The sequence below is a fragment of the Sedimentimonas flavescens genome (assembly GCF_025154035.1).
Taxonomy (GTDB): domain Bacteria; phylum Pseudomonadota; class Alphaproteobacteria; order Rhodobacterales; family Rhodobacteraceae; genus Rhodobacter; species Rhodobacter flavescens.
Genome location: NZ_JAOALJ010000001.1, coordinates 1 through 26,896, shown reverse-complemented (window position 1 = coordinate 26,896; position 26,896 = coordinate 1). Strand labels below are relative to the sequence as shown.

The 26,896-nt window shown below is 62.1% G+C and carries 17 protein-coding genes; 11 read left to right on the top strand and 6 right to left on the bottom strand.

Annotation, left to right across the window (positions count from 1 at the left end; translation table 11 throughout):
- Nucleotides 1–6 precede the first annotated feature (6 nt).
- On the bottom strand, nt 7–1,722 hold the full coding sequence (locus N3C64_RS00080) for a type I secretion system permease/ATPase (RefSeq protein WP_260010549.1): 1,716 nt from the start codon (nt 1,720–1,722) through the stop codon (nt 7–9).
- A 66-nt stretch (nt 1,723–1,788) separates the two neighbouring features.
- A complete protein-coding gene (locus N3C64_RS00075; protein ID WP_260010545.1) occupies nt 1,789–8,127 on the bottom strand; it encodes a hypothetical protein in 6,339 nt (2,112 codons plus the stop codon).
- Nucleotides 8,128–8,375: 248 nt separating this feature from the next.
- On the opposite strand from N3C64_RS00075, the gene N3C64_RS00070 reads away from it, so the two are divergent.
- On the top strand, nt 8,376–8,693 hold the full coding sequence (locus N3C64_RS00070) for a hypothetical protein (RefSeq protein ID WP_260010543.1): 318 nt from the start codon (nt 8,376–8,378) through the stop codon (nt 8,691–8,693).
- On the opposite strand, the gene pdxR is transcribed toward N3C64_RS00070, so the two are convergent.
- On the bottom strand, nt 8,653–10,161 hold the full coding sequence (gene pdxR / locus N3C64_RS00065; RefSeq protein ID WP_260010541.1) for a MocR-like pyridoxine biosynthesis transcription factor PdxR: 1,509 nt from the start codon (nt 10,159–10,161) through the stop codon (nt 8,653–8,655). The two genes, N3C64_RS00070 and pdxR, sit on opposite strands and share 41 nt — an antisense overlap.
- Nucleotides 10,162–10,289: 128 nt before the next feature.
- On the opposite strand from pdxR, the gene N3C64_RS00060 reads away from it, so the two are divergent.
- From N3C64_RS00060 to pta, 9 genes are all read left to right on the top strand, one after another.
- A complete protein-coding gene (locus N3C64_RS00060; RefSeq protein WP_260011767.1) occupies nt 10,290–11,294 on the top strand; it encodes a TRAP transporter substrate-binding protein in 1,005 nt (334 codons plus the stop codon).
- A 54-nt stretch (nt 11,295–11,348) separates the two neighbouring features.
- Nucleotides 11,349–11,885: a TRAP transporter small permease gene (locus N3C64_RS00055; protein WP_218631053.1), complete on the top strand. Its 537-nt coding sequence runs from the start codon at nt 11,349–11,351 to the stop codon at nt 11,883–11,885.
- Nucleotides 11,885–13,225, top strand: coding sequence for a TRAP transporter large permease (locus N3C64_RS00050; protein ID WP_218631052.1), 1,341 nt, complete (start codon nt 11,885–11,887; stop codon nt 13,223–13,225). The genes N3C64_RS00055 and N3C64_RS00050 overlap by 1 nt, the downstream gene beginning before the upstream one ends.
- An 11-nt stretch (nt 13,226–13,236) precedes the next feature.
- Nucleotides 13,237–13,728, top strand: coding sequence for a universal stress protein (locus N3C64_RS00045; protein WP_218631051.1), 492 nt, complete (start codon nt 13,237–13,239; stop codon nt 13,726–13,728).
- 17 nt (nt 13,729–13,745) lie between these two features.
- The gene (locus N3C64_RS00040; RefSeq protein WP_218631050.1) at nt 13,746–14,135 is read left to right on the top strand and encodes a nuclear transport factor 2 family protein; all 390 of its coding nucleotides are present in this window, start codon (nt 13,746–13,748) and stop codon (nt 14,133–14,135) included.
- Between the two features lie 27 nt (nt 14,136–14,162).
- Complete coding sequence (locus tag N3C64_RS00035; protein ID WP_260010539.1) at nt 14,163–15,560, top strand: NAD(P)/FAD-dependent oxidoreductase; 1,398 nt, start codon at nt 14,163–14,165, stop codon at nt 15,558–15,560.
- A 26-nt stretch (nt 15,561–15,586) separates the two neighbouring features.
- Nucleotides 15,587–17,368, top strand: a complete 1,782-nt coding sequence (xsc, locus tag N3C64_RS00030; RefSeq protein WP_260010538.1) for a sulfoacetaldehyde acetyltransferase — start codon at nt 15,587–15,589, stop codon at nt 17,366–17,368.
- Nucleotides 17,369–17,470: 102 nt separating this feature from the next.
- The gene (locus tag N3C64_RS00025; protein ID WP_260010537.1) at nt 17,471–18,484 is read left to right on the top strand and encodes a YeiH family protein; all 1,014 of its coding nucleotides are present in this window, start codon (nt 17,471–17,473) and stop codon (nt 18,482–18,484) included.
- Nucleotides 18,485–18,487: 3 nt separating this feature from the next.
- A complete protein-coding gene (pta, locus tag N3C64_RS00020) occupies nt 18,488–19,531 on the top strand; it encodes a phosphate acetyltransferase (RefSeq protein WP_260010536.1) in 1,044 nt (347 codons plus the stop codon).
- A gap of 64 nt (nt 19,532–19,595) precedes the next feature.
- Here the strand turns inward: pta and N3C64_RS00015 are convergent, their stop codons facing one another.
- Both N3C64_RS00015 and N3C64_RS00010 read right to left on the bottom strand, forming a co-directional pair.
- Complete coding sequence (locus N3C64_RS00015) at nt 19,596–21,764, bottom strand: SulP family inorganic anion transporter (protein WP_260010535.1); 2,169 nt, start codon at nt 21,762–21,764, stop codon at nt 19,596–19,598.
- Between the two features lie 634 nt (nt 21,765–22,398).
- Nucleotides 22,399–25,188 (bottom strand): bifunctional aconitate hydratase 2/2-methylisocitrate dehydratase, encoded by a 2,790-nt coding sequence (locus tag N3C64_RS00010; protein ID WP_218631044.1) that lies wholly within the window; start codon nt 25,186–25,188, stop codon nt 22,399–22,401.
- A gap of 656 nt (nt 25,189–25,844) precedes the next feature.
- On the opposite strand from N3C64_RS00010, the gene N3C64_RS00005 reads away from it, so the two are divergent.
- Nucleotides 25,845–26,753, top strand: a complete 909-nt coding sequence (locus N3C64_RS00005; protein ID WP_260010531.1) for an ATP-grasp fold amidoligase family protein — start codon at nt 25,845–25,847, stop codon at nt 26,751–26,753.
- A gap of 48 nt (nt 26,754–26,801) precedes the next feature.
- Here the strand turns inward: N3C64_RS00005 and N3C64_RS15255 are convergent, their stop codons facing one another.
- Nucleotides 26,802–26,894 carry an integrase core domain-containing protein gene (locus N3C64_RS15255; protein ID WP_375546091.1) on the bottom strand — a complete coding sequence of 31 codons (93 nt, stop codon included), beginning with the start codon at nt 26,892–26,894 and terminating at the stop codon, nt 26,802–26,804.
- Between the last annotated feature and the right edge of the window lie 2 nt (nt 26,895–26,896).

Here is a 26,896-nt window from a genome sequence, read left to right as displayed (position 1 = left end):
CTACGGCTAACCTGCTGGCGCGATACGCACACGTGGGCCGCGCACCGCACCCACTTCGCGGGTTTCGGCGACAACCTGCGGCTTGCTGCCCTTCTTGCCGAATTGCTCGACCTGCCCCTCGCTCAGGGCCAGCACAAGATCGGCCAGTTTGAGGATCGAAGCGCGGTGCGAAACCACGACCACGCTCGCCCCCGCGCGTTTCAGCAAGGCGATGGCGTTATGCAGGCATTCCTCGCCCTCGCGATCGAGATTGGAGTTCGGCTCATCGAGCACCACAAAGGACGGCCCGCCGTAGAGCGCCCGCGCGAGGCCGATGCGCTGGCGTTGTCCAAGCGAGATCTGCTCGCCCGAGGGGTCGATCACCGTGTCATAGCCCTTCGGGAAGCGCAGGATCAGCTTGTGCACCCCGGCGGCCTCGGCGGCGGCAATCACGGCGTCGGACTCCATCTTGCCAAAGCGCGCGATATTCTCGGCGATGGTGCCGGGAAAGAGGTCCACCCGCTGCGGAAGGTAGCCGATGTGGTGGCCAAGCTCATCCGGGTCCCAGCTGAAGACATCCGCGCCGTCCAGCCGCACGTGCCCCGCAGTTGGTGCCCATGCACCGACCAGCAGGCGGCACAGGCTCGACTTGCCCGCGCCCGAAGGGCCAACGATGGCCAGACAGGTACCCGGCTCGATCGCGAAGCTGATGTTCTTCAGAATACGCTCGGAACTGCCGGGCGCGGCGAAATGAACCCCCTCCAGCGAGAGCGCGCCTTTGGGGCGGTGCAGCGCCAGCCGGGTTCCACCCTCTCCCACTTTCAGCGCCGCATCCAGCGCCGTACGGGCCACACGCGCAGCCTGCAACTGGCGCCACGCGGCGGTGAGCCGCTCGATGGGCGACAGCGCCCGGCCAAGCGTGATCGAGGCCGCGATCATCGCGCCTGCCGTCAGATCCCCGCGCAGCACCAGAAACGCGCCCGCACCAAGGATCATCACCTGCAACGCAAGGCGAATGCCGCGCGAGATACTGACGATGCTTGAGGTGCGCTCCTGCAACGCGGCCTCGCGCCCATGCGCGATGGCGGCGCGGCCTTGCCAGCGGTCGAAGAGCGCAGCCCCCATGCCGAGCGGCCGGATCGTCTCGCCCGCATCGACGTAGCGGATGGCCAGATCGTTGGCGCCATGAACGGCCTGCATCGCCTCGCGCTGCTGCTTGCGGGTGAGCAGATCATTGAGCAGGCTCAGCCCGAACAGCACCCCCGCCCCGCCAAGCGCGATCATCCCCAGAACCGGATGCAGCGCCCAGATGAACAGGATGAAGATCGCACCCCAGGGCGCGTCATAGAGCGCCATCACCGCGTCACCGCGATAGAAGTTCCGCAGATCGGCCACCTCGCGCGGCCCCGCCTGCGAGGGCGTGCCTGCAAGCCGTGCTTCCATCCGGCGGCGGATCGCGGGGGCCGTCAGCTCCCGATCCAACCAGAAGGCCGCGCGCGACAGGATGATGCGGCGCGATCGCTCGACCACGGCATACACCGCGATTGCGAAAACCGCGATGACCGTCAGCCAGATCAGCGTGTCATGCGAGCCGCTGGTCAGCACACGGTCATAGATCTGGAGCATGTAGATCGCCCCGACCAGCAGGAGCAGGTTGAGCGCCGCGCTCAGCAAGATCAGGATGGGCGTCAGCCTGTGCACCGAGCGCATCGTGGCACGAAAATCGGTCTTTTCGATCGCCATTTTGCATCCCCCTTCCGCGGTGGAATTGATGAGGCCGGGCAATTGCCTGCCCGGCCCATGCGATCACTAGATGACCACGAGCGTATCGGTCGGATCGGTGCCATCGATGCCGGTCGTGATATCGACACTATCGGTGTCGCCATCGAAATCGGTGATCGTGATCTCCCAATCGAGTTGCTTGTCGGGCGTCAGCTGCGCCTCAAGGAAGTTCACCCCGCCGATATCGAAGCTGTCGCCGTCATCGTCGGTATTGGTCACCCCGAACGTATCCGCACCCGATGCCGTGCCGACCTCGACGGTATAGTCATCAAGCACGTCGGTGACTTCTACTGTCTTGTCACCGTTATCGATCACGGTGCCGGTGTAGATCCCGGCATAGGCCGCCTCGATCACGAAGCTCTCGGTCGAGCCATCGCCCGAGATCGTGGCCGTCGCGACCAGGTTCGACTCATCCTCCATCGGCTCCCCGTCGTAGATTTTCACCGAGGTGATCTGAACGGTCGTGTGCGCCACTCCGAGCGGATTTTGCAGGAAGGTCGTCGAACTGACCGGTGCGTCGTTACTCGTCATGTTGTAGGCCGCAATCGTCAAATCGACTTCCGAGCCGTTCGGCGTGGTCTGGGCGATCTCGATCTGCGCGCTGGTACGGTCGATGAAACCATCGAAATCCAGCGTGTTGCCGTTCTTGTAGGATGTCTTGTCAAAGCCCGCCGCCCCAACGGTAATCGCGTCCGTGGGCTCCTCGATCGAGAAGAAATACATCGTCTCGCCGTCATCCACGGACTGGCCGCTGATCCCAAGAGCCGTGCCCGAGGCCTCGGCATTCGAGGAGTTGAGCGAGGTCGAAGCCGAGGAATCCCGCGTCCCGTTCGCTTTCAGTACGATCCCGTCAGGAATGACCAACAGCGCATCGCCATTGCCGGTCGGAGAGTTCGGTCCGAAAACGCCGTAGATCTGCTGCCCCGATGGGAATCCGTCAAAGTCGAATTCGAGGTTCGGCTCGGGCGGGTCCTGCTCGGAACTCCAAGTGTAGGTCCAGTTCGTCGGATCTGCGTCGCTGTCGTCCAGCAGCATACGGAAATAGACCGTCTCGGTGCCGTCGTATCCGGCAGTTCCGTCTTCGATGTAATAGACAACCTCCTTCATCGTGTCGTCGGTGTAGTCGCCGGTCAGCGTCAGGGTGAGGTTCGGATAGGAATAGACCAGCGTCGGTTCGAAATCGGTGATCGTCACCCCACCCGAGGAGCCGACAAAGTCTCGGCCCATCGCGGCTTCAAGATCGACCTCCGCGCTCGAATTCGCGCCCGAAGACACGAACTTGATATCGGCATCGGCGATATCATTGTCGACGCCGCCGATATCAGGCCCATCGTCATCCGACGAGAAGATGGTGTTGGTGTCATCGACGATGGTGCGCGTATGGGTTGCGGCCTCGCTGTCGCCTTCCGAGTCGGTCTGCGTCACCGTCAGCTTGATGCCCACGCTGTCATTGTCCTGCGCCGTCAGGATCGAGGCGAGCTCATCATACGTGCTGGGCGAGGTTGGGTGCTCGAAGGCCAGCATCTGCCGGAAGGTCAGTTGCGCATCCGTCCCTGAGGTCGGGTTCTCGATACTGACCACGAAGGCGACCGCGTCCGAGGTCTCCTCGCGCCCGACAAGTTCATTCACCCCGTCGCCGTCCAGATCCTCCAGCGTCAGAACGATCGTCTTGCCATTGACGCTGGTTTTCAGCGTGGTCTCCACCCCATCGGCATCGCCATCGGTCAGCACGAACTCGAACTTGTAGGAGGTCGCGCCAGGGTCGTCCTGCCCGGGGTCGGTCGAGACCGTGAACAGCGTCTTGAGCCCGCCCGAGACCGTCGTCGTCTTCTGCCCAAAGGGCGTGATCCCGCCGATGTCGGTGTTGGTCACATCATCCGCGCCCGAGTCATTGTCCTGCACCGCATCGCCCGAGCCATAGCGGTCGGGGCTGCCTTCGGTCTCATCGAGGTTCAGCGCGAACGTGGATACCGCGTTGCCGCTGGCCGAAACCGAAGCGGTCGGGCCGTCATCGCCAAAGTCGATGAAGGGCGTGATGTCCTTGATCGCGCTGTCGCTGGCGAAATCGCCGTCATGGTCATAAACGGTGTAGTCGCGCTGCACGCCCAGGTAGCCGTCGGTCGCGACCAGATCGAGAACCTCGTCATGGGCGCTCGTGCCGTTGTGCGCGATCGGCTCATAGAGCGTGACCTTGACCTTGCCGTCTTCGTCGGTCGCCGTCAGCTCGACGGTGAAGGCAATATTCGCGCTGCCGTCGGTCGGGTCGGTGTCGCCGTTATACATGCCGTAAACGACCCCGCTCGACAGCACGAGCGTGATCGACGCGGTTCCCGCGACATACCCCGTGGCACCGCCCGAAACCGAGAGCGTCGTCGCCAGCGTCGTCGCCGTCGGATCGGGTTCAGCGCCCGAGGTATCCACCAGCACAAGCTTGTAGCTGTCGCTGTCGGCGGCACTGTCATGGCCGTCGGTATCCTCCGTCACCGTCTCGGTGAACAGCGTCCCGATCTTCTCGACCGAGGTCACGACGCCAAGCTTGCCAACCGCGTCATCGCTATTGCCATTCGCCGTTTCGCTATTGGCCTCATCCGCGCGGTCGGTGCCAACCGTCTCGTCAACCTCAAGCCCGCTCAGCGTCGCACTCGTCGTGCTGACACTCACCGCGATGCCCGTGTCATCGAAGCTGAGGAAGCCGCCCGCATCGTCCGCAATCGCAACGCTGTCATTGGCGCTGACTTCGTCATCATCACCGTCAATAATCGTCACGGTCCGCTTCAGCGACAGATCTTCCCCTGTTGCGAGGGTCATGACCAGTTCTTCATCGAACACCGCAGGATCTTCGGTGCCGCCATGATCGATCGCCAGATAATGGGTCACCTGAAGCTGGACGTTTTCAGGATCGCTCGCATTGAGCAGCTCGATCTTGAAGGCAACGTATTCGTCCTGCGTCGTGTCGACACCATCGAACTCGTCCGCGTCACCGATCCCGTCAACGCCGGCAGTAACGCCATAGATCACCCCGTCTTCCTCGATCAGGTAGATCCGACGCTCGGCCATGGAGGCCCCCGCGTGATCGCCCTGCGCCGTCGCATAGAGATTGGTGGCAATTGGATCTTCCGAGGAAAGCAGCAGGCTGTAGGCGTATTTCACGCTGCCGTCGCCGCTGAAGTCACCTTCGCCGTCGCGACCGTAATCGGCGACGATGTCCGCGAAGAGATCGGCGACATCGCTTGTCATGTCCTCGCCGCTCGCCACGTCAGTCGTAAGCCGTCCGATGTAACTGGCACCGTCCAAATCCGCCTTGAGCACATAGACCGGCGTTTGCTGAACCGGCGTGGGATCATCGGCGTTCCCGTTTGGCGCAACCTGGTTCGACTCGGTCTCGGCGCCGTTATAGAGATCATCGGCACCAACCCAGCCAGTCGTCTCATCCAGATTGAGCGCGATATCGGAAAGCTCGGTGGCCAGTTCGCTCCCCTCCAGAGCATCGGCGGTCAGCGTCGGCCCATCGTCATCCGACGAGAAGATGGTGTTGGTGTCATCGACGATGGTGCGCGTATGGGTTGCGGCCTCGCTGTCGCCTTCCGAGTCGGTCTGCGTCACCGTCAGCTTGATGCCCACGCTGTCATTGTCCTGCGCCGTCAGGATCGAGGCGAGCTCATCATACGTGCTGGGCGAGGTCGGGTGCTCGAAGGCGAGCATCTGCCGGAAGGTCAGCTGCGCATCCGTCCCCGAGGTCGGGTTCTCGATGCTGACCACGAAGGCGACCGCGACCGAGGTCTCCTCGCGCCCGACAAGTTCATTCACCCCGTCGCCGTCCAGATCCTCCAGCGTCAGAACGATCGTCTCGCCATTGATGCTGGTTTTCAGCGTGGTCTCCACCCCATCGGCATCGCCATCGGTCAGCACGAACTCGAACTTGTAGGAGGTCGCGCCAGGGTCGTCCTGCCCGGGGTCGGTCGAGACCGTGAACAGCGTCTTGAGCCCGCCCGAGACCGTCGTCGTCTTCTGCCCAAAGGGCGTGATCCCGCCGATGTCGGTGTTGGTCACATCATCCGCGCCCGAGTCATTGTCCTGCACCGCATCGCCCAAGCCATAGCGGTCGGGGCTGCCTTCGGTCTCATCGAGGTTCAGCGCGAACGTGGATACCGCGTTGCCGCTGGCCGAAACCGAAGCGGTCGGGCCGTCATCGCCAAAGTCGATGAAGGGCGTGATGTCCTTGATCGCGCTGTCGCTGGCGAAATCGCCGTCATGGTCATAGACGGTGTAGTCGCGCTGCACGCCCAGGTAGCCGTCGGTCGCGACCAGATCGAGAACCTCGTCATGGGCGCTCGTGCCATTGTGCGCGATCGGCTCATAGAGCGTGACCTTGACCTTGCCGTCTTCGTCGGTCGCCGTCAGCTCGACGGTGAAGGCAATATTCGCGCTGCCGTCGGTCGGGTCGGTGTCGCCGTTATACATGCCGTAAACGACCCCGCTCGACAGTACGAGCGTGATCGACGCGGTTCCCGCGACATACCCCGTGGCCCCGCCCGAAACCGAAAGCGTCGTCGCCAGCGTCGTCGCCGTCGGATCGGGTTCAGCGCCCGAGGTATCCACCAGCACAAGCTTGTAGCTGTCGCTGTCGGCGGCACTGTCATGGCCGTCGGTATCCTCCGTCACCGTCTCGGTGAACAGCGTCCCGATCTTCTCGACCGAGGTCACGACGCCAAGCTTGCCAACCGCGTCATCGCTATTGCCATTCGCCGTTTCGCTATTGGCCTCATCCGCGCGGTCGGTGCCAACCGTCTCGTCAACCTCAAGCCCGCTCAGCGTCGCACTCGTCGTGCTGACACTCACCGCAATGCCGGCATCCTCAATATTGAACTGACCACCGATATCGGTCGCAATCGCATTGGTCGTGGTGGTCTTGTAACCACCCACGTCGAAATTGCCGCTGAAACCCTCGATTTCAACCTGATCATGCGGACCGTCCGTCGTGAACAGGATCGTGTCGCCCGCTTCCAGCCCCGAAACCTTGACCCCGTCGGCGGTCAGCGTAAACGTGATCCGGCCATCGGAGACCGGGCTGTTGAGCGTCGCGGCGCTCACGTCGAACTCGGCCGTGCCGCCTCCCACCAGATCAACCGACACCATCAGGAAATCCACGTCAACGCGGTTAGACATGAACCCGTTGGTGGCATGGAAGAATTCGCTGTCCTCGACACCAGAGTCGATGTCATAGGCGCGCAACAGCAGCGCCTGCGTCGCCCCGCTCACGGTTTGGGCGATGTCGAACTGCCCTTCCGAGGCAGGGTCGTACATATCGAACTCGATATTGGCGGCGATGTCCGCAGTCGTCTGCGTCAAATTGGGAATGACGTAGTCGGGGTCGAGATTTCCCTGAACATAGGTGAAAACGACCACCTCGCCGGGGTTGATGCCCTGGTTGCCATAGCCGATGGTGGTGTCGCCAACCTTCGAGGTGTTGATCTGGACCACCGCCGTCTGGCCCGTCACCAAAAGACCGCGCAAGTCGTTTGAACCGCCTTCATCGTCCGGATCCTCGGTGTCAGGCGTCAGCGACCCCGTCTGAACGCCCAGCAGGAACAAGCTCTTGCCCGCAGGTGCATCGGAGAAGTCGAACCCCACCGCGTCATCGACCAGAAGGCCGATCTTGCCCGTCAGGTCGATCGAGTGGTCGGTATCGGCCTGCGTTTCACCCGCCTCCGGGTCGTAGACCGCCTCAAAGGTCATCATGTAATAGGTCAGATCGATCTGGCTGGCCGAAACCTGGGTCTCGTCGACATAGATGATCATCACCAGATCACCTGTGCCCTCTTCGATCCCGTAGATGATGTTTCCGGCTTCCAGACCGGCCTCGGTCGTGTAGCTCTTGGTCACGCCGCCGTCGTCATAGGTAATGTCCGAGAAGAAAAAGATCCGGTTGTTGGTTCCGTCCGTGTCGCTGTCAACAAGCGTCCGAAGGCCGCTGTCGTACAACCCAGAAAGATCCCCGGCCCAGTTAAATGATGCTTCGCTGTCCCACACTGCAAGCGGGACCGCAGTTCCCCCGCCCGAGTTGTACCCGGCAATCGAGACGTTCTCGATGACGCCCGTCGAGGTCACGCTGACCGCGTTGAGCGGGCTGCGCGCAATACGACCTGCCGAGGCGAATGTCTGTAGCGGGTTGGTCGCACCCGTGTCGTCGCCGAAGGCCGTACTGTCATCAAGCGCCCCAACGAGATCGCGCAGACCGAGCGGCAGCGTGCCCCAGGCGATGTCGTCACCGTCACCGGGCGGATTGTCCTGCGGGGCAGTCTGTTGACCGAGGCTTTCGTCAAGAAAGAAGCCTTCGAAGTCACCAAAATCAATGTTGATCGTCATCTCTTTATCCTCCCTGACAGGTCAGCAGGGAAGGCGCGAAAGACGTGCCGTCAGCGGGTAGTGCACCGAGCTTCGCCCGGAGCCGGCACCAATCTAGGTAGCCCTCAAAACCAACCCGAAAATGTGATCGGCCGGAGTTTAACCGACCGTCATCAGAAACTGAGCTGCTGCGTCTAGGTGCCGGGATACTGCCTCACGCCGGTTTTGCACGGCGGAATGCTTAACCTCCCTTTGTCTCAGGGAGACTTATGTCGAAGACGAAAAAACAAAAGGAAATGCGTTTGTGTCCGTTCTCATTACAAAAACAATCCTCCTCTATTATCCCCAAGTCAAGCTGTATCCAGAATGCACAATTCGCGCAAAAGTCGTGGCGGCGGCAGGCCCGCGCGACCTGCCTGCCCCGCTTTCGCAAGATAGTGCGCGCGCCGAAGCTGCTTGATCCCACCGGTGCGCTGTATCGCGAAAGAGGTCTCCTTCACGGAACAATGGGCTCTCTCGGTACACGCCAAGGTCGGCAAGCATTCCTTAGCCTGCACCCGCAGGCGCATCTGCCAGATCGCTCGTGAGGGTCTGGTGCATGATCTTGATTCCCGCCTCGATCTTCTCTTCCGAGATCGACGAAAAGCCGACGCGAAAGAACGGGCATGGGTCGGGCGGGTTCGAGAAGAACGGTCTGCCATGCTCGATGAGCACACCTCGATCGGCCAGCCGGGCCGCGAATTCCGCTGAGTCGACACCCCCCGGCGCTTCGATCCAAAGGCTTGATCCTCCGTGCCGGGCGGCGCCAGCGATACGAAACTCGGTTTTCTCCAAGGCGTCGGTAAGCACTTCGCGGCGGCGGCGAAAAGTTTCGCGCAGACGCACGATATGCGCATCGTAATGTCCAAGGGCCAAGAAATACCCGGTCACTCGTTGCATATGCCCCGGGGCGTGGCGCAGCATCATCGCGCGCAGAGCGCGCGCCTGTTCGATGAACGGCGCAGGTCCCACGACATAGCCAATGCGCAGCCCCGGAAAGAGCGCCTTTGAGAAGCTGCCGATATAGATCACCCTGCCCCCGCCATCGAGCGACTTGAGCGCCGGAGACGGAGGTTCAAGGAAACTCATCTCGAATTCGTAGTCATCCTCGATGATCAGGAAGTCATGCTTGTCCGCCAGCGTCAAAAGCTCTCGGCGCTTCTGGAGCGGCATCGTCGCACCGGTCGGGATCGAGTGGCTGGGTGTGACCGCGACAAGCCCCGTGTCGGGGGGCAAACTCGCGGGTTCCAGCCCTTCGGCGGTGCAGGGAACATACTGGATCTGCATTTCCGCAAATTGAAACGTCGCCGCGAAATCGGGGAAGCCCGGATCCTCCATCACCGCCACCCGGTCCTTGCGGGCAAGAAGCTGAACCGCCAGCCAGATCCCGTTCTGCGCGCCAAGCGTTATCAGCACCTCTTCGGGTCGGGCGCGGATGCCCCGTCGCGGCAGGGTGTTGCGACAGATGAAGTCTACCAGAATCGGGTCGTCCACGGCCATCCGTTCATCGGCAAGGTCGGTAAACTCGCGCGCGCCAAGGGCCCGGCGCGCACAGTCCCGCCAGGCGGCATGATCGAACAGCGTCGGGTCGGCCTGACCGTAGAGAAACGGATAGGGATAGCTGCGCCAGTTCAGCGGCTTTGCGATGCGCCGCCTGGCCGTCAGATCCTGTTTGAGCCAGCGCCCCCAGTCCACGGGCTGAGAAAAGCTCAGCGCATCCTCGCGGCCGATGCGCCGATGCGGAACCTTTTGCGATACGGCGAACCCGGATCTCGGGAGACTGTCGAGATACCCCTGCGCGACGAGATCTTGATACACAAGCGTCACCGTCAGGCGCGATACGCCCAGATGCTCGGCCAGTTGCCGGGTTGACGGCATACGGGTGCCGGGTTGGGCGCGCGCCTCAAGGATCGTGGTAACGATCGATGTCGTGAGCTGCATCTGCAGGCTGCGCCGATCCTGCCGATCAATGAAGAACATTTCCGACGAGAGCCGACCAACAAGATTCTCGCTCATGGCGGCAGGACTCCGTTCTGGACCTAAGAGTAGTCGTATCTGGATATAACCCCAGTCATGACGTGGTGACAATGTGTCGCAAGGCCGTTGGGAAGAATCGGCCGCACTCAGGGAGAAATACAATGAAAATGACGTTCAAGGCGCTCTCGGGCGCCATGGTTGCCGCATTGCTGGCAACCACCGCACTGCCTGTATCCGCAAAGGAATTTCGCGTGGCGGTAGGCGATGGCGCGGGCGGCACCCAGGAAGCGCTTGGCCTTGCCTTCGTTGAAGCGCTCGAGGCCAAGACGGGCGGCGCCCATACCGCGAAGCTGTTCCTGAACGGCCAGCTTGGCGACGAGCAGGACACGGTTTCCGCCGCCGCGACCGGAACGCTCGATTTCTCGATCCTCGCGATCAACAACATCACGCCCTTCTCGCCCTCGGTCGGCACGCTGACGCTGCCCTATGTGATCCTGTCGCTGGAAGATGCCGAGAACATCACCCAGGGCGAGATCGGCCGGCAGATGGTGGACAAGACCGTCGAGGACGCTGGCGTGCGCATCATCGGCTGGGCCTATTCGGGCTTTCGCGTCCTAACGAACTCGAAGCACCCGGTGACCACCGTCGCCGACCTGCAGGACCTCGTGATCCGCGTGCCCAAGAACGAGATCATGATCGAGACCTACAAGTCCTGGGGCATCAATCCCACGCCGATGGCCTGGGGTGAGACCTTCGCCGCGCTTCAGCAGAAGGTCGTGGACGGTCAGGACAACCCCTACATGACCGTTTACGCGATGAAGTTCGACGAGGTGCAGAAGTATGTCACCAACATCCGCTACATCTTCTCGATCGAACCGCTGATCGTCTCGGAAAGCCTGTTCCAGTCGCTTTCTGCCGATGAACAGCAGCAGGTTCTGGACGCGGGCCACGAGGCGACGCTGGCCTCGGGGGCGTTCCTGCGCGCCGAGGAAGCCAAGATCAAGTCCGAGCTTGCCGCCCGCGGGATGGAGATCTCTGACCCGGCCGATGGCGAGCAGGAGTTCATCGACCTCGCCACCGCAAAAGTCTGGCCGAAGTTCTACGACACGATCGGCGGCAAAGAGGTGCTGAACGGCGTTCTGACCGCCCTGGGCCGTTCGACGGTCGAGTGATCGGCACGGGGCCGGCCCTGTCGGCCCCGACCTTGTCCCCAAGCAGGTGCTCACATGACTTCGTTCTTGCGTCATCTCGACAAGCTCGAGAGCTACATATGCCAAGCGCTGCTGGCGGTATTCGTCGGCCTGCTCTTCGTGCAGATCGTCTCGCGGCAGGTGTTTGGCAGCTCGATCACCTGGATCGAGGAACTGTCGGTCATCCTATTCGTCTGGTTTGCCTATTTCGGCGCAAGCTACGCAGCCCGGATGGCGGCGCATAACCGGATCTCGTTCCACCTCAATCGCATGGACCGCCGCCGCGCGCGCCTGATCGAGGCTTTCGGCGACCTGTTCTGGATTGGCTTCAATGCCGTGTTCATCTGGCAGTCGATCACGTTCATCTCGTTGCTCAAGCCTTTCGTGAAGGCCCAGACCCTGGGGTGGCAGATGCGGTGGGTCTACATCGTTCTGCCGATTGCCTTCGCGCTGATGACGCTGCGCATCCTGCAGGTGAATTACATGAAACTGGTGCTCGGCAAGGACCCGCGCGATCCCGACAAGGTCGAGATCGACGGTATGGGCGACACCCCCGAGGGAGGTCGCGCGTAATGGACGGCTACCTGGTAGAAATTCTCTTCGGCACCTTTGCCTTCCTGATGGTAGTCGGCGCGCCGATCACCGTGGCACTGGGTGTCTCGGCGCTGGCCGCGATGTGGTATCTGGGCGACAACCCGATCAAGATGGTGCAAATCGCGTGGTCGTCGGTCGGCTCCTTCCCGCTGATGGCACTGCCCTCGTTCATCCTTGCGGGGGCGCTGATGGAGGCCGCTGGCCTGTCGCGGCGACTGATCGCGGTGGCTGAAACCATGGCCGGGCCTTTCACGGGCGGCATCTCGGCCGCGACGGTGCTGGCCTGCCTGTTCTTCGGCGCGATCTCGGGTTCCGGCCCGGCGACGACCGCCGCCGTGGGGATGCTGATGATCCCGGCAATGGCGCGGGCCGGATATGCGAGGGGCTATGCGGCCTCGGTGACGGCGGCGTCAGGCGGTCTTGGTATCATCATTCCGCCCTCGATCCCGATGGTCATCTTCGGCATCTCGGCCATGGGCCTTCAGCCGCCGGTCGAAGCCGTCGAGAAGTTCGGCACCTTCCAGAGCGTCTCGATCTCGAAACTCTTCATCGCGGGCTTCTTCCCCGGCTGCCTGATGGCGGGGATGCTGCTGGCCAACAACTACATCCGATGCCGCGCCGCCGGCTATCGCGGGTCGGCCGAGCCGCTGTCGATCTCCAAGATTGCGCATGCGATCTACAAGGGCTTCTGGGCGATCATGGCTCCGGTGGTCATCCTTGGCGGGATCTACACCGGGATGTTCACCCCGACCGAGGCGGCAATCGTGGCGATCTTCTACACGCTCTTCGTGGGTGTGGTGATCTACCGCGAGCTGACCCTGCGCCAGATGGTCGCCGCGCTAGAAACGACGACCTGGCTTGCCGGGCGGGTGCTGCTGGTGCTGTTCACCGCCACCATCTTCGGCCGCATCCTGGTCGAGAACGGTGTGCCTGCCGTCATCGCCAAGGGCATGTTGTCGCTGACCGACAGCCTCTACGTGATCTGGATCCTCGTCATCGCTCTGCTGCTGATCGTGGGCATGTTCATGGAGACGCTGGCCGCGATCATGATCCTCGTGCCGGTGATGCTGCCGGTCGCCTATCAGATGGGGGTCGACCCGGTTCACTTCGGCATCGTGATGATCTGCACGCTCTCGATCGGGTTCCAGACCCCGCCTCTGGGAGAGAACCTGTTCATCGCCTCGGGCATCTCGAACGTGTCGATGGAAGAGATCTCGCTACGGGCGCTGCCCTTCGCCATCACCGGGGCCGTCGCGATCTACATCATCGCCTGTTTCCCGCAAATCGCACTCTGGCTACCGCGCGTCGTCGGTTACTGAGGGAGGATAGAATGCTGAAAGAAATCAAGACGATCCTCTACGCGACTGACCTGTCGAACACCTCGGTCTATGCCTTTCGCTACGCGGTTTGCCTGGCAAAGGCGCTCGATGCGCGGCTGCATATCCTGCACGTGGTCGAACCGATGAGCGAGGATGCGCGCGTCACCTTGCAGTTCTTCATCAACGATCCGCTGGCGCGCGAGCAGGCCCTGAACCGCCGCTTCGAGAACGCCCGCGACCTGCTGAACGAACGGCAGGAGGCGTTCTGGGCCCAGATGCCCTCGGATGAGAAGGCGCTGCGCGACCGGGTAGACGAGATCGAGGTGATCGAGGGTTTCGCCGCCGAGGCCATCCTGAAGCGCGCCGTAACCCTGCCCGCCGACATGATCCTGATGGGCAGCCACGCCCACGGCATCTCCCACACTTTCCTTGGCACGGTCGCCAAGCGGGTTCTGCGCCGCTCGCGCATCCCGACCCTGATCGTGCCCTACGCAGAAGACTGAACCACAAGGACAAGACCATGACCAAGACCCTCACCGCAGCAGACCTGCGGGCGACCTTCGACGCCTTCAACCGCCACGACATCGACGCCGTGATGACCCACTTTGCGGATGACTGCGAGTTCACCACCGTTGCCGGCCCCGAAGAATTCGGCGCGCGCATCGTTGGCCGCGACGCCATCGCCAAGGCCTTTGTCGGCGTCTGGACCGCCATGCCGGATGCCGAATGGGCGGATCATCATCACTTCGTCTGCGGCGATCGCGGCGTGTCGGAATGGACCTTCCGCGGCACCGACGCCGAAGGGCGGCGGATCGAGGCCAAGGGCGTCGATCTGTTCACCATCCGCGACGGCCAGCTGGTGATGAAACAAGCCTTCCGCAAGCAGCGGCCCGTGCTCGACCCGAAGTAATCCCCCTCCAGCGCAGGAACCACGGCAATGAATGCCTTCACCCAACGGCGGGCCAGCGCGCCCTACAACCCAAGCTACGATCCGGTAACCGACCGCTCGATCGGCCATGGCAGCGCCTATGCGCCGACCTACTGGATCGGAACGGCTGGCACTCCTCCCGCCGATGACGGCCCGGTCTCCCAGGACATGGACGTCGATGTCGTCGTCATCGGTTCGGGCTATACCGGGCTGAGCTGCGCCATCCATCTGGCCAAGGAATTCGGCATCAAGGCCCATGTGCTTGAGGCCAACGGCGTGGCCTATGGCTGCTCGACCCGTAACGGCGGGCAGGCGCAGATCTCGTCGGGGCGGCTCAAGCGCTCGCAGTGGATCGAGCGTTGGGGCCTTGATGTCGCCAAGGGACTGCACGCCGAGGTGACGGAAGCCTTCGATCTCTTCCGTGGCCTGATCCGTGACCACGCGATCGAGTGCGAACCCCAGGATGGCGGGCATTACTACATCGCCCATAAGGCCTGGATGATGCCCAAGCTGGCCAAAGAGGCCGCGCTTCTGCGCGAAACCTTCGGCTATGGCACGCGCATGCTGAGCCGAGAGGAGCTGCACGAGACCGCCGTCAAGGACATGGAAGCCCATGGCGCAATGTGGGAGCCCGACGGCACTGGCATTCATGCCGCCAAGCTGGCCTTCGGCTATCTGCGGATCGCACGGGAACTCGGCGCCAAGGTGCATGTCGACAGCCCCGTCGAGGGATGGGAGACGAAGAACGGCGTGCACCACCTGCGCACGCCGGGTGGCATCGTTCGCGCCCGCGCCGTCGCCGTCGCAACGGCGGGCTATGCGCCGCGCGGGCTGCATCGTCGGCTGCGCGACCGGATCATGCCGATCATGTCGAACTCGATCACCACGCGGGTTCTGACGGCGTCGGAACTGTCCGACTGCGATTTCAAGGTGACCTCGCCGCTGACCGATACGCGGACGCTGCGCCACTACTACCGGCTGCTGCCCGATAACCGCGTGCAGATCGGCTCGCGCGCGGCGATCACCGGGCGCGACGCGGATAATCCCGCGCACCTCGCCGCCCTGCGCGAGGGGCTGGCGCGCAAGTTCCCCGCGCTGCGCGGCATCCCGCTGGACTACAGCTGGTGGGGTTGGGTCGATGTCAGCCACGACATGATGCCGCGCATCACCGCAATGCCCGATGTGCCGAATGCCTATTACGCGATGGGCTACGGCGGGAACGGGGTGATGTATTCCGCACAAGCCGGGCGGCGCATGGCGCAACTGGTCGCGGGCCGCGCCGCCGACATTCCCAAACTGCCGATCTTTCGCAGCGAATTGCCGCACGAAGGCTGGAAGACGCCGTTCCGGCGCCTTGGCCAGTGGGGCCTCTACAAACTCTACCACTTTCAGGACGAGCGCGGCTGAACCCGCGTGAACAAGGAGAAACACACATGAAAATGACCACTGAAGAGGCCTTCATCAAAGTCCTCCAGATGCATGGCATCGATCAGGCTTTCGGCATCATCGGCTCGGCCATGATGCCGGTCTCGGACCTGTTCCCCAAGGCCGGGATCAAGTTCTGGGATTGCGCCCATGAAACCAATGGCGGGCTGATGTGCGACGGCTACATCCGCGCCACCGGCAAGATGGCGATGGCCATCGCCCAGAACGGCCCCGGCGTGACCGGTTTCGTGACTGCCGTGAAAACCGCCTACTGGAACCACACGCCGATGCTGCTGGTGACCCCGCAGGCCGCCAACAAGACCATCGGCCAGGGCGGCTTCCAGGAGATGGAGCAGATGCGCCTGTTCACCGACAGCGTCTGCTACCAGGAAGAGGTGCGTGATGCCTCGCGTATCCCCGAAGTGCTGAACCGCGTGATCCTGAAGGCGCTGCGTGGCTCGGCCCCGGCGCAGATCAACATCCCGCGCGACATGTGGACCCAGGTGATCGACGTCGATCTGCCGCAGATCGTGAAGTTCGAGCGCCCCGCCGGTGGCGAAGAGGCCGTGGCCGAAGCCGCTCGCCTGCTGTCCGAGGCGCGTTTCCCGGTGGTCCTGTCGGGTGCGGGCGTGGTGCTGTCGGGAGCAATCGCCGATCTCGCGAACCTGGCCGAGCGTCTGGACGCGCCGGTGTGCTCGAACTACCAGCACAACGACAGCTTCCCCGGCTCGCACCGTCTGGCGGTTGGTCCGCTCGGCTACAACGGCTCTAAGGCCGCGATGGAGTTGATCGCCAAGGCCGATGTGGTTCTGGCACTGGGCACGCGCCTCAACCCGTTCTCGACCCTGCCGGGCTATGGCATTGACTACTGGCCGAAGGAGGCCAAGATCATCCAGGTCGATATCAACGCCGACCGCATCGGCCTGACCAAGAAGGTCTCCGTGGGGATCGAGGGCGACGCGGCCAAGGTGGCGCGCGGAATCCTCGCGCAACTGTCGGGCACCGCGGGTGACGAGGGCCGCAAGGAACGGCGTGAGCTGATCTCCCAGACCAAGTCGCGTTGGGCGCAGGAACTGACCTCGCTCGACCATGAGCAGGACGATCCGGGCACGGTCTGGAACGAGGACGCCCGCACCCGCGACGCCGATCTGATGAGCCCGCGTCAGGCATGGCGTGCGATTCAGGCTGCTATCCCCGAGGATGCGATCATCTCGTCGGATATCGGCAACAACTGCGCCATCGGCAACGCCTACCCGGCGTTTGAGAAGGGCCGCAAATACCTGGCGCCCGGCCTCTTTGGCCCCTGCGGTTACGGCTTCCCGTCGATCCTTGGCGCGAAGATCGGCTGCCCGGATGTCCCGGTCATCGGTTTTGCGGGTGACGGCGCGTTCGGGATCTCGATGAACGAGATGACCGCCTGCGGTCGCGACGACTGGCCAGCGATCACCATGGTGATCTTCCGCAACTACCAGTGGGGTGCGGAAAAGCGCAACACCACGCTGTGGTATGCCAACAACTTCGTCGGCACCGAACTGGACCGCGACACCACCTATGCCGGGATCGCCCGGGCCTGCGGGGCACATGGCGTGCAGGTGCGCTCGACCGAGGAATTGACCGAGGAGCTGCGCAAGGCAGTCGATCGTCAGATGACCTCGAAAGAGACCACCTTCATCGAGGTTCTCCTGAACCAGGAACTCGGTGAGCCCTTCCGTCGCGACGCGATGAAGAAGCCGGTCGTCGTGGCGGGCATCGACCCCGCGGATATGCGTGCGCAGAAAGGCGCACTCTGAGCCACTGGGGGCGGCGCCCATCCGCCCCCAGAACCTGCCCGGCCCCCCTCCACCCTACCCCGGGGCCGGGCAACACCCCGTCTTGACCAGATTGGATCTTCCATGACCGCCCTGCTGGCTTCTCAGGCTGCCATGCGCAGCCATTTCCCCGGTTTTGTCGTCGCCCTGCTGATCGCGGTGACCGCCCAGTTCCTGTCCGAGCACTACGGCGCGCCGGCGATGCTGATGGCGCTGCTACTGGGGCTTGCGCTGAACTTTCTGGCCGAAGACGGCAGCGCCACGGCCCCCGGCATCGCCATGACGGCGCGCACGGTGCTTCGGTTCGGCGTGGCACTTCTTGGCGCGCGTATCTCTGTCGAGATGCTGGCGCAACTGGGGCCGCAGTTGATCACGCTGGTGGTCGGCGGTGTTCTGGCCACGATTGCCTTTGGCTTTGTCCTTGGCAAGATCACCGGGCGCGACTGGCGCTTCTCGCTTCTGACCGCAGGCTCGGTTGCCATCTGCGGTGCGTCGGCGGCCATGGCTATCGCGGCCATCCTTCCGCGCCACGACCGGGCCGAGCGCGACCTGAGCTTCACGGTCCTGTCGGTGACCGTCCTGTCCACCATCGCCATGGTCCTTTATCCGATGCTCTCCGCACAGCTCGGTTTCGATGCGCGCGCGGGTGGCGTGTTCCTTGGCGGCACGATCCACGATGTTGCACAGGTTGTCGGCGCCGGCTTCTCAATCGGCCCCGAAACCGGCGAGACCGCCACGCTGGTCAAGCTGATCCGCGTCTCCATGCTTGCACCCGTCGTTCTGGGGGCGTCGCTCATCATCCGGGCCAGCGGCGCGCATAACGGGACCGAGGGCAAACGCCCCCCGATCCTGCCCGGCTTCGTGCTCGGCTTCCTGGCACTTGCCGCGCTGAACTCCTTCGGGCTGATCCCCTCCGTTGTCGCGGAAGCCGCCAATGTGGTCTCGCGTTGGGCCCTGCTGACTGCCATCGCCGCCGTCGGCGTCAAGACGTCGCTTGCCAAAGTGCTTTCTGTCGGCACCGGCGCGATTGCGACCATCGTCGCGCAGACCGTGTTCATCGGGGCATTCGTCCTGATCGGCCTTCGTTTCCTGGGGTAAGACATGAAAGTTCTGGACGATATCTACGCGGCCGCCCGAACGGATAACCGCATCATCATTTTGCCCGAAGGCGAAGACCCGCGCATTCAGGCCGCCGCGCTGCGCGCCCGGCGCCTTGAGATCGCCAGCCCCGTTCTACTGGGCGATGTCGCCGCAATCGAGAGCGGCCTGCGCGAGCTTGGCGCAGCGCCGGGCGAGATTGAGGTGGAAGACCCTCGAACCTGCGCCGACTACGAGGCCTTGGCCCAATCGTGGCACGCCTTGCGCGCCCACAAGGGAACGACATTGGACGAGGCCCGACGCGCGGTCGCCGATCCGATGTTGCAGGCTGCGCTGCGCGTGCGCTTGGGCCATGCCGATGGCACAGTCGGTGGCGCCGTCGCAACCACTGCCGAAACGGTTCGGGTCGCGCTGCAGTCCCTTGGCTGCGCGCCCGGCAACAGTGTCGTCTCAAGCTTCTTTCTAATGATGGCCTGCGCCGACACCGCACCCTTCAAGGGCGGCATGATCTTCTCCGATTGCGGCCTCGTCGTGTCGCCCGACGCGCGCCAACTGGCCGCGATTGCCCGCGCCGCCGCCCAAAGCTGCCGCCAGTTGCTCAAGGTCGAACCGCAGGTCGCGATGCTGTCGTTCTCGACTGCCGGATCGGCAAGTCACGAGAGCATCGACCGTATCCGCCAGGCGCTTGCGATTGTGCGCGAGGAGGAGCCGGATCTGAATATCGACGGTGAAATCCAGTTCGACGCTGCGCTGGATGTGGAAATCAGGGCGCGCAAGGCCCCCGGCAGCCGTCTTGCCGGTCGGCCCAACGTGTTCATCTTCCCCGATCTCGCGTCGGGCAACATCGGCTACAAGATCGCCCAAAGGCTTGGCGGATTGCAGGCCATCGGCCCGGTCCTTCAGGGTCTTGCCCATCCGGCCAACGATCTTTCGCGCGGCTGTTCGGTCGAAGATGTCGTCAGCGCAATCGCGATCACGGCGGTCCAGTCCCAGATGCATCCGCAGGCAAAGGGGGTCTACGGATTGGGCTGCGCGCGTTACTACTAAGCTCGAAAGGCGGGGTGTTCGCTGAATACCCCGCCGCGTGCCCATGCTCTGAAATGGCGTGTCATCAGATCCCCGCTTGCCGCAGCAATAGCGTCATTCGATTGAGACGAAGCGCAAGGTGGCGCGCGGCCTCTCGATGGAATTCGTTCGCTAGCCGGAGACCGTCTGGCGTATCCGCAATGCGATCAAGATCGAAACGCAGGGCGACTGCCTTGGTATCCGCACGCATCGAAGCGGTACGCGGTATGTCGGCATAATATGCAATCTCGCCGATGATCGCTCCGGGCAGAAAGCGCGCGATGAGAAGCGGCTGGCCGTCGCCGGAAGTCGCTTCCGCCCTCAGAACGCCAGAGACCAGCCGAAAGACTTCATTCGACGCGGCCCCCTGAACAAACAGCGTCTCGCCCGGAGCCAGCGACACCACGCTGGCGAAGGTCGAGAAATCAAACGAAGGATAACGCTCCGAGAGCGCATTGAGGATCTCTTCGGGGCTCCCTTCGGGAACGACGTCAGACAGAATGCCCGCCTCGATCTGCATCAAGGCATCATCCAGCGTGTCCATGATCGTGACGCGGTCAGGAAAATCGCTTGGGCGCAAGACATCGGCTTTCACCTTCGGGCTCAAGCCGGTCAGCGTCAGTTCAAGCCCAGATCGATCAAGCAAGGCGGCGATACGGGTCAAGGCAAAGCTGGCGGAGGTATCGAGTCCCTTGACCCCGCGAAAGTCCAGGATCACGTGTCTCGGGGGCGCCCCGCAATGGATCTCGCTGTTGATACGCTCGTAGAGCCCATTTGCTGTTCCGAAAAAGAGAAACCCTGCGAGTTCGTAAATGACGACATCCGCCGCCTCTACTTCCAGACGCGCCAGGTCTTCGGCACCGCGTTCAACCGAGGATCTTCGCACAGCACCGGTGGAGCGCAGGCGAACGATATCGATCCCGGCATAGGAGACGACAAAGAGGACGGTGGCCAAGATCAACCCCACGCTGAAGGCTGTCAGGAAGCCGACTGAACCCGCGATAGCGACGATCAGAAGGATGACCACCCTGTCGGCCGCCGGAAGCTTCTCGCGTTTCTTCCAGACCCACTCGTACAGAAAATCAAACCCCAGATAGGCGACAATCCCGCCCATGAGTCCGACCGGAAGATTTCCGATAAGCGAAGCACCGAAGAACAGGACGGAGGCGCTGCTAATGGCGACTGCAAAGGGCGCGGCCAAGCCGGTTACGCCCATCTTGTTCGCCAGGGTGGTTTCCCCAAGCAGATGGTAACTGATCGATCCACCAGTCAGCCCGGTCAGCACATTCCCCACGCCGAGCGCTTTAAGCTCCCGCTCCGGGTTCAGCTCTCGCCCGATGGAGATCTCGATTCCGCTGACATTCAGCAACAGCCCCAGTAACGCCATCGACGCCACAGCAAAGATCGTTGGCATCTGCGCGAGAATGGCATTCCAGTCGGCTTCGAGCGCCAATGTCGGTGACAGCCCCTCAAGCAGATCGGCACCGTCAAAAGGTCCGATCAGCAAACCCATCTGCCCGGCCTGCTCAATACTGACGCCGCGAATAAACAGAACGAGGTAGAAGGCGCTGGCCGCCAGCACAATGATCCCCGGCAATACCAGCGAGTGTTTGATCAGCCGGGTCAGAGCAACGGCACCGAGGCCAAAGCCCATCCACGGCAACCAGGTTGCGGGCATCCCCGGGCCAAAGATCCGCGCGAGATGGACGACGGAGACCTCCTGCTTGGTGATCATGGCCAGCGCACCGAGGACCAGCAAAAGCCCGGTCGCGGCAAGGAAACCCGCAATCACGGAATAAGGTATGAAGCGGGCGACAAACCCCAGCTTCAGGGAACCGGCAAGATAGATGACCAGGCCGGTAATGATCGACGTGAAACCGATGAAGGTAACGACCGAAGCAAAGCCGATATCCGGGGAGGATGCTTTGGCCATGATCGACGCCGCAGATATCGACAGCAGAACCGCGGGCACCTCCTGCAGATGCGAGACGATACCGCGATAGGAACTGAGCAGCGCCGCAACGATGGGAAGCAATATCCCGCCCAGTAGTGCAAGACCGATCCCCTGATGGGCGTAGGCCGCCAACGGTCCGGTATAGATGATGGAGGCGAAGGCAATCGCGAAGGAAACCGTCAGGATCGCGATGACGCTCATCGCGACGGCGACGGCAAGCAGCGCACCTGGCTGAGTGACCTTTTTCAATCCTGCCGTCATCAGGCCGCCTTCACACTTTTCCCCCACAATCACTAGGCTTGCCCGATATGGCCATGCTTGGGAAGCACTTAGACCCGACACCCTTGGTTTTTCAGCCTGCTCGTAAAAGTCAGCAAGCGTCTGAATCCGGGTCTGCGGGCCATGCCAGCTATCGCCTGCACGCAGCGGGCCAGCCGCCCGGATGATCGCCCCAGGCGGGGCTTTGCTCTGCGCCCGGCACCCCCGAGCACGTCGAAAACCTGTGGTCCGGCAGATCGGAAACCCGCCGGGAACGACGACCGATCCGCGTCAGCGAGCCCCTCGACAAGCGCTTAGGATTCAGCGTCGTGTTGCCGCCAGGGCGGAAAAACCAGCCAATCGCTCGGGTAAGATTCGACGCGGCAGGCCCGTCTTTCGGGGGAGCCCCTCTCGCAGTCTGGCCGAACGCAAGCCTTGGGACGGGGCCAGCATCAGTCTTCGCGCGTCTCCAATCAGACAGGAGAACTCCCGCTTCAAACGGTCTGGTTTGCAAAGGGCTGACCAGCATGGTGGCACCGCTGAGCGCGCGCAGTCAGGGGCTTGGCTCTGCCGGAAGCCCATGAAACAAAACGGCCCGCGCTGTGCGCGGGCCGTTCTTTCTGTTCAGCACTAGTCCTCAGAAATGGACCGACTTGCTGTCGAGCGGCGCCTGCACCGGCGGCGCGAATTTGGTCAGGTCGATGCCCTTCACCGCTTCCTTGTATTCCTCAACGGTGGGCGTACGCCCGAGGATCGCCGAGAGCACGACAACCGGCGTCGAGGCCAGGAGCGACTCGCCCTTCTTGGTCTCGCTGTCGGCCACGACGCGCCCCTGGAAGAGGCGGGTCGAGGTGGCCAGCACCGTGTCGCCCTTTTCGGCCTTTTCCTGGTTGCCCATGCACAGGTTGCAACCGGGACGCTCGAGATACAGGATGTTCTCGTATTCGGTGCGTGCCTTGGCTTTCGGGAACATGTCGTCAAACTCGAAGCCCGAGTATTTCTCGAGGATCTCCCAGTCGCCTTCCGCCTTCAGCTCGTCGATGATGTTGTAGGTCGGCGCGGCCACCACGAGGGGCGCCTTGAACTCGACGCGACCGGTCTGTTCCTCAAGGTTCTTGAGCATCTGAGCGACGATCTTGATGTCACCCTTGTGCACCATGCACGAACCCACGAAGCCCAGATCCACTTTCTTCTCCGCCGCATAGTAGGAAATCGGACGGATCGTATCGTGGGTGTAGCGCTTCGAGACATCGGCGTTGTTCACGTCGGGGTCGGCGATCATCGGCTCGTCGATGATGTCGAGATCGACCACCACCTCGGCGAAGTATTTCGCGTTGGCGTCGGGCGCCAGCGCCGGCTTCTCGCCCGAGCGGATCTGCGCGATGCGCTTGTCAGCAAGCCCGATCAGCTTGGCAAGCATGCCGCTTTGCTGCTCCATGCCCTTGTCGATCATGATCTGGATGCGCGACTTCGCGAGTTCCAGCGACTTGATCAGCGTCTCGTCTTCCGAGATGCAGATCGCCGCCTTCGCCTTCATCTCGGCGGTCCAGTCGGTGAAGGTGAAGGCCTGATCGGCCAGCAACGTACCGATATGAACCTCGATCACGCGGCCTTGGAAGACGTTGTCGCCGCACTGCTTGAGCATCTGCTGCTGGGTCGCATGGACAACATCGCGGAAGTCCATGTGCTCGGCCATCTTGCCCTTGAAGGTGACCTTGACCGATTCCGGGATCGGCATTTCGGCCTCGGCGGTGGCCAGCGCGAGCGCCACGGTGCCCGAGTCGGCGCCGAAGGCCACGCCCTTGGACATACGCGTATGGCTGTCGCCGCCGATGATGATCGCCCAGTCATCCACGGTGATGTCGTTGAGCACCTTGTGGATCACGTCGGTCATCGCGTGATACTCGCCCTTGGGGTCGCGCGCGGTGACAAGGCCAAAGCTGTTCATGAAGGACATCAGCTTCGGAATATTGTCCTGCGCCTTCTTGTCCCAGACCGAGGCGGTGTGGCAGCCCGACTGATAGGCGCCATCAACCAGCGGCGAGATGACCGTGGCGGCCATGGCCTCGAGTTCCTGCGCGGTCATCGGGCCGGTGGTGTCCTGCGAGCCGACAATATTGACGCGCACACGCACGTCCGAACCGGCATGCAGCACCTTGCCGGGCGCGACGCCACGGGCATTGGCGTTGAAGATCTTCTCAACCGCCGTCAGACCCTGACCGGGGATGCTGATTTCCTTCGAGGGGGCGAAGACCGCAGGCGCCTCGACGCCGAGGATCTCGGCCGCGACGGTCTGCAGCTTCTTGCCGAAGACGATGGCATAGGAGCCGCCAGCCTTCATGAACTCGACCTTCTGGGGCGTGAAGGACGAGGACAGATCCGCCACTTCCTCGCCGGCCTCGTTCAGCAGCTTCTTCTTCTTCGTGTCGATCTTCAGCACGGTGCCGGTGGTGACCGAGAACTTCTGCTCAAGGACCGGGTTGCCGTCGTTGTTCAGGATCGCCTTGCCATTCTCATCGGTCTTCTTGACCCAGTTCTTGAGGTTGACCCCGATCCCGCCGGTCACGTCGACCGTGGTCGCGAAAATCGGCGAGATGCCGTTCGTGCCCGCGACTACAGGGGCGATGTTGACGAAGGGCACATAGGGGCTGGCCTGCTTGCCGGTCCAGAGGGCCACGTTGTTCACGCCCGACATCCGGCTCGAACCCACGCCCATCGTGCCCTTTTCGGCGATCATCATGATGCGCTTGCCGGGATGCTGGATCTTCAGCTCGCGGATCGTCTTCTGGGCAGCCTCGTCGCACATGCACAGCCCGTGCAGCTCGCGGTCGGCGCGCGAGTGCGCCTGGTTGCCCGGCGAAAGCAGGTCGGTCGAGATGTCGCCCTCGGCCGCGACGAAGGTGACGATCTCGATTTCGTCCTCGACGTCGGGCAGGCTGGTGAAGAACTCGGCCTGGGCATAGCTTTGCAGAATATCGGTGGCGATCGCATTGCCCGCCTCATGCGCGGCCTTCAGGCGGTCGGTATCGGCGTCATAGAGGAAGACCTGGGTCTTGAGCACGGCGGCGGCCTGTTCGGCGATCGCCTTGTCCGCACCAAGCGCCACATCGAGCAGAACGCGCACCGAGGGCCCGCCCTTCATGTGCGACAGCAATTCCAGCGCGAAGGCAGGCGTGATCTCCGGCACCACAACCTGGCCCAGCACGATCTCTTTCAGGAACTCCGCCTTCACACCCGCGGCAGCGGTGGTGCCGGGCAGAGTGTTATAGATGAAATACTGCAACGAGTCGGCGCGGTGCGGATGCGCGGCATCGCGGATCTGCGCGACGATTTCGGCGGTCAGTGCGCCGTCGTCGATCGGTTTGGGGCTGAGGCCTTGTGCTTTGCGGGTTTCGATCTCTTCGAGGTAGCGTGCATAGAGAGTCATCTGCGTTCCCAATGGCTGAATGACATGACGGCTGAGCGCGGCAGCTTCGGTATGCAGTTGTATACAGACTATACGGAAAAACGCAAGCCTTCGGGGAAAGGGCTGCCAGACGAACTCGAACCGGCCTCCACAAGGTCAGTAGAGCGGCCTCTTATTCCACGCAGAGATCGCGCCGCTCTGCAAGAGGGAGCAGTCAGGCGAATGCCAAGTCGCCTCAGTTTCCCAGCCTTGGCAGTATGTCAGGCAGCAAGAAAGCCGCGCCACTCGGCAAGAGCGGCAGCGCGGTTGGCAAATGTGAATTCCCGCGCGCCTCTACATCAACCGGCTTATCTGCTGGCACTCGCGTATACCGCATTTGTGGAGCGCCGCACGACCTTTGGCGATGCCTCAAACCGCTGAAAGGATTGAGTCTGGCATGGACAGACGCGAGCGGGCACCCTGCCCCGCCTCAAGCCAAGTTTGCCTGACAGTGCCGAAGCGACCTCTCCAGCCCCGCGATCAGCCCCCTTGGGCACTTGAGGAAAACACGTTTGTGGCCCACAATCAAACAAGATAGCAAGCTGGACGCTCGCCATGTGGGCCTTAATAGCGGTAAACCCCATGGTGCTGGTCCGCGCGTGCTCCAAGACGAACGCTTCATCAAAGCGCGGTAAGAAATGCCCAAGGAATTCATTAATCTTGCGAATATCCCGTTTCTAAGAAGATGGGATTACAAGAATATGAAAGTTCGGGAATTCGAAAAGCAGCACGGATACACGCCGAACTTTGATAATCCAAAGCGATTCTCTGAGAAACTTATCAAGCGTATCTTGTTTGATCACGAACCCTACTATCTTTTGTATGGAAACAAGGCATACGCGCCAATCTTCTTCGGGCAGCGCAAGATTGAAGGCCTACACTTCGCCAAAAGGTTCAAAGTCCGGCGCACCTTGGTCCCATCGGATTTTGACGACCTTCCCAATCGCTTCGTCGTCAAAACATCCTATGGCTCCGGCCTTACTGAAATCGTGAATGACAAGGCATCGCTGGATGTTCCGGCAGTTTGTGAAAGGTTCAACCGCATCCTGCCACATAGGAAAAACGCGCATCGCCATGAATTTCCATATTACTGTGCTGTTTTTGATGAACACTTAGGTCCGGCATACGGAGAGCCGGCTGCGGACTACAAATTCCACTGCTTTCGGCAGAAAGATGGCAGCTACGAAGCACTACTGAGATATGGTGATGGACGCTCACAGGAGCTGCGCCTGACTTGGTTCGATGAGGCTCTTGAAAAGCTTTCAATCGAGTACGGAACTCATAGGGAGCATGACGAACTTCCGCGCTTTCCGGATCAGATTGACGAGATGTTCAGAATTGCAAAGCAAATCGCCGCTGGCTTTGACTACATTCGGGTCGATCTATTCCTAAGTGAAGGCAAAGTGTACTTGGGCGAAGTTTCTCCCTTTGGCGGGGGTGGAAAGAAACCAATCAAGCCGGTCGAATGGGACTTCAAACTCGGCGAGATGTGGCATCAGACATCACCTTGCTTCAACCCGACAGAAGCGGGTATATTTGATATCTGAGAGCAGTCGTTTAGAGTTCTTGTATCGACCCAGCGGAATCTGCTCAGGTTAAGCCGCTAATGTGAATGCCTCGGCCGGTGTGCGCATGGCAAGGGCCTGATGAGGGCGGCGGTGGTTGTAGAAGGCGATCCAGTCGCCGATGA

Coding starts and splice junctions, on each gene's coding strand:
- N3C64_RS00080 (WP_260010549.1), bottom strand. CDS start 1,722: ATGGCGATCGAAAAGACCGATTTTCGTGCCACGATGCGCTCGGTGCAC.
- N3C64_RS00075 (WP_260010545.1), bottom strand. CDS start 8,127: ATGACGATCAACATTGATTTTGGTGACTTCGAAGGCTTCTTTCTTGAC.
- N3C64_RS00070 (WP_260010543.1), top strand. CDS start 8,376: ATGTCGAAGACGAAAAAACAAAAGGAAATGCGTTTGTGTCCGTTCTCA.
- pdxR (WP_260010541.1), bottom strand. CDS start 10,161: ATGAGCGAGAATCTTGTTGGTCGGCTCTCGTCGGAAATGTTCTTCATT.
- N3C64_RS00060 (WP_260011767.1), top strand. CDS start 10,290: ATGACGTTCAAGGCGCTCTCGGGCGCCATGGTTGCCGCATTGCTGGCA.
- N3C64_RS00055 (WP_218631053.1), top strand. CDS start 11,349: ATGACTTCGTTCTTGCGTCATCTCGACAAGCTCGAGAGCTACATATGC.
- N3C64_RS00050 (WP_218631052.1), top strand. CDS start 11,885: ATGGACGGCTACCTGGTAGAAATTCTCTTCGGCACCTTTGCCTTCCTG.
- N3C64_RS00045 (WP_218631051.1), top strand. CDS start 13,237: ATGCTGAAAGAAATCAAGACGATCCTCTACGCGACTGACCTGTCGAAC.
- N3C64_RS00040 (WP_218631050.1), top strand. CDS start 13,746: ATGACCAAGACCCTCACCGCAGCAGACCTGCGGGCGACCTTCGACGCC.
- N3C64_RS00035 (WP_260010539.1), top strand. CDS start 14,163: ATGAATGCCTTCACCCAACGGCGGGCCAGCGCGCCCTACAACCCAAGC.
- xsc (WP_260010538.1), top strand. CDS start 15,587: ATGAAAATGACCACTGAAGAGGCCTTCATCAAAGTCCTCCAGATGCAT.
- N3C64_RS00025 (WP_260010537.1), top strand. CDS start 17,471: ATGACCGCCCTGCTGGCTTCTCAGGCTGCCATGCGCAGCCATTTCCCC.
- pta (WP_260010536.1), top strand. CDS start 18,488: ATGAAAGTTCTGGACGATATCTACGCGGCCGCCCGAACGGATAACCGC.
- N3C64_RS00015 (WP_260010535.1), bottom strand. CDS start 21,764: ATGACGGCAGGATTGAAAAAGGTCACTCAGCCAGGTGCGCTGCTTGCC.
- N3C64_RS00010 (WP_218631044.1), bottom strand. CDS start 25,188: ATGACTCTCTATGCACGCTACCTCGAAGAGATCGAAACCCGCAAAGCA.
- N3C64_RS00005 (WP_260010531.1), top strand. CDS start 25,845: ATGCCCAAGGAATTCATTAATCTTGCGAATATCCCGTTTCTAAGAAGA.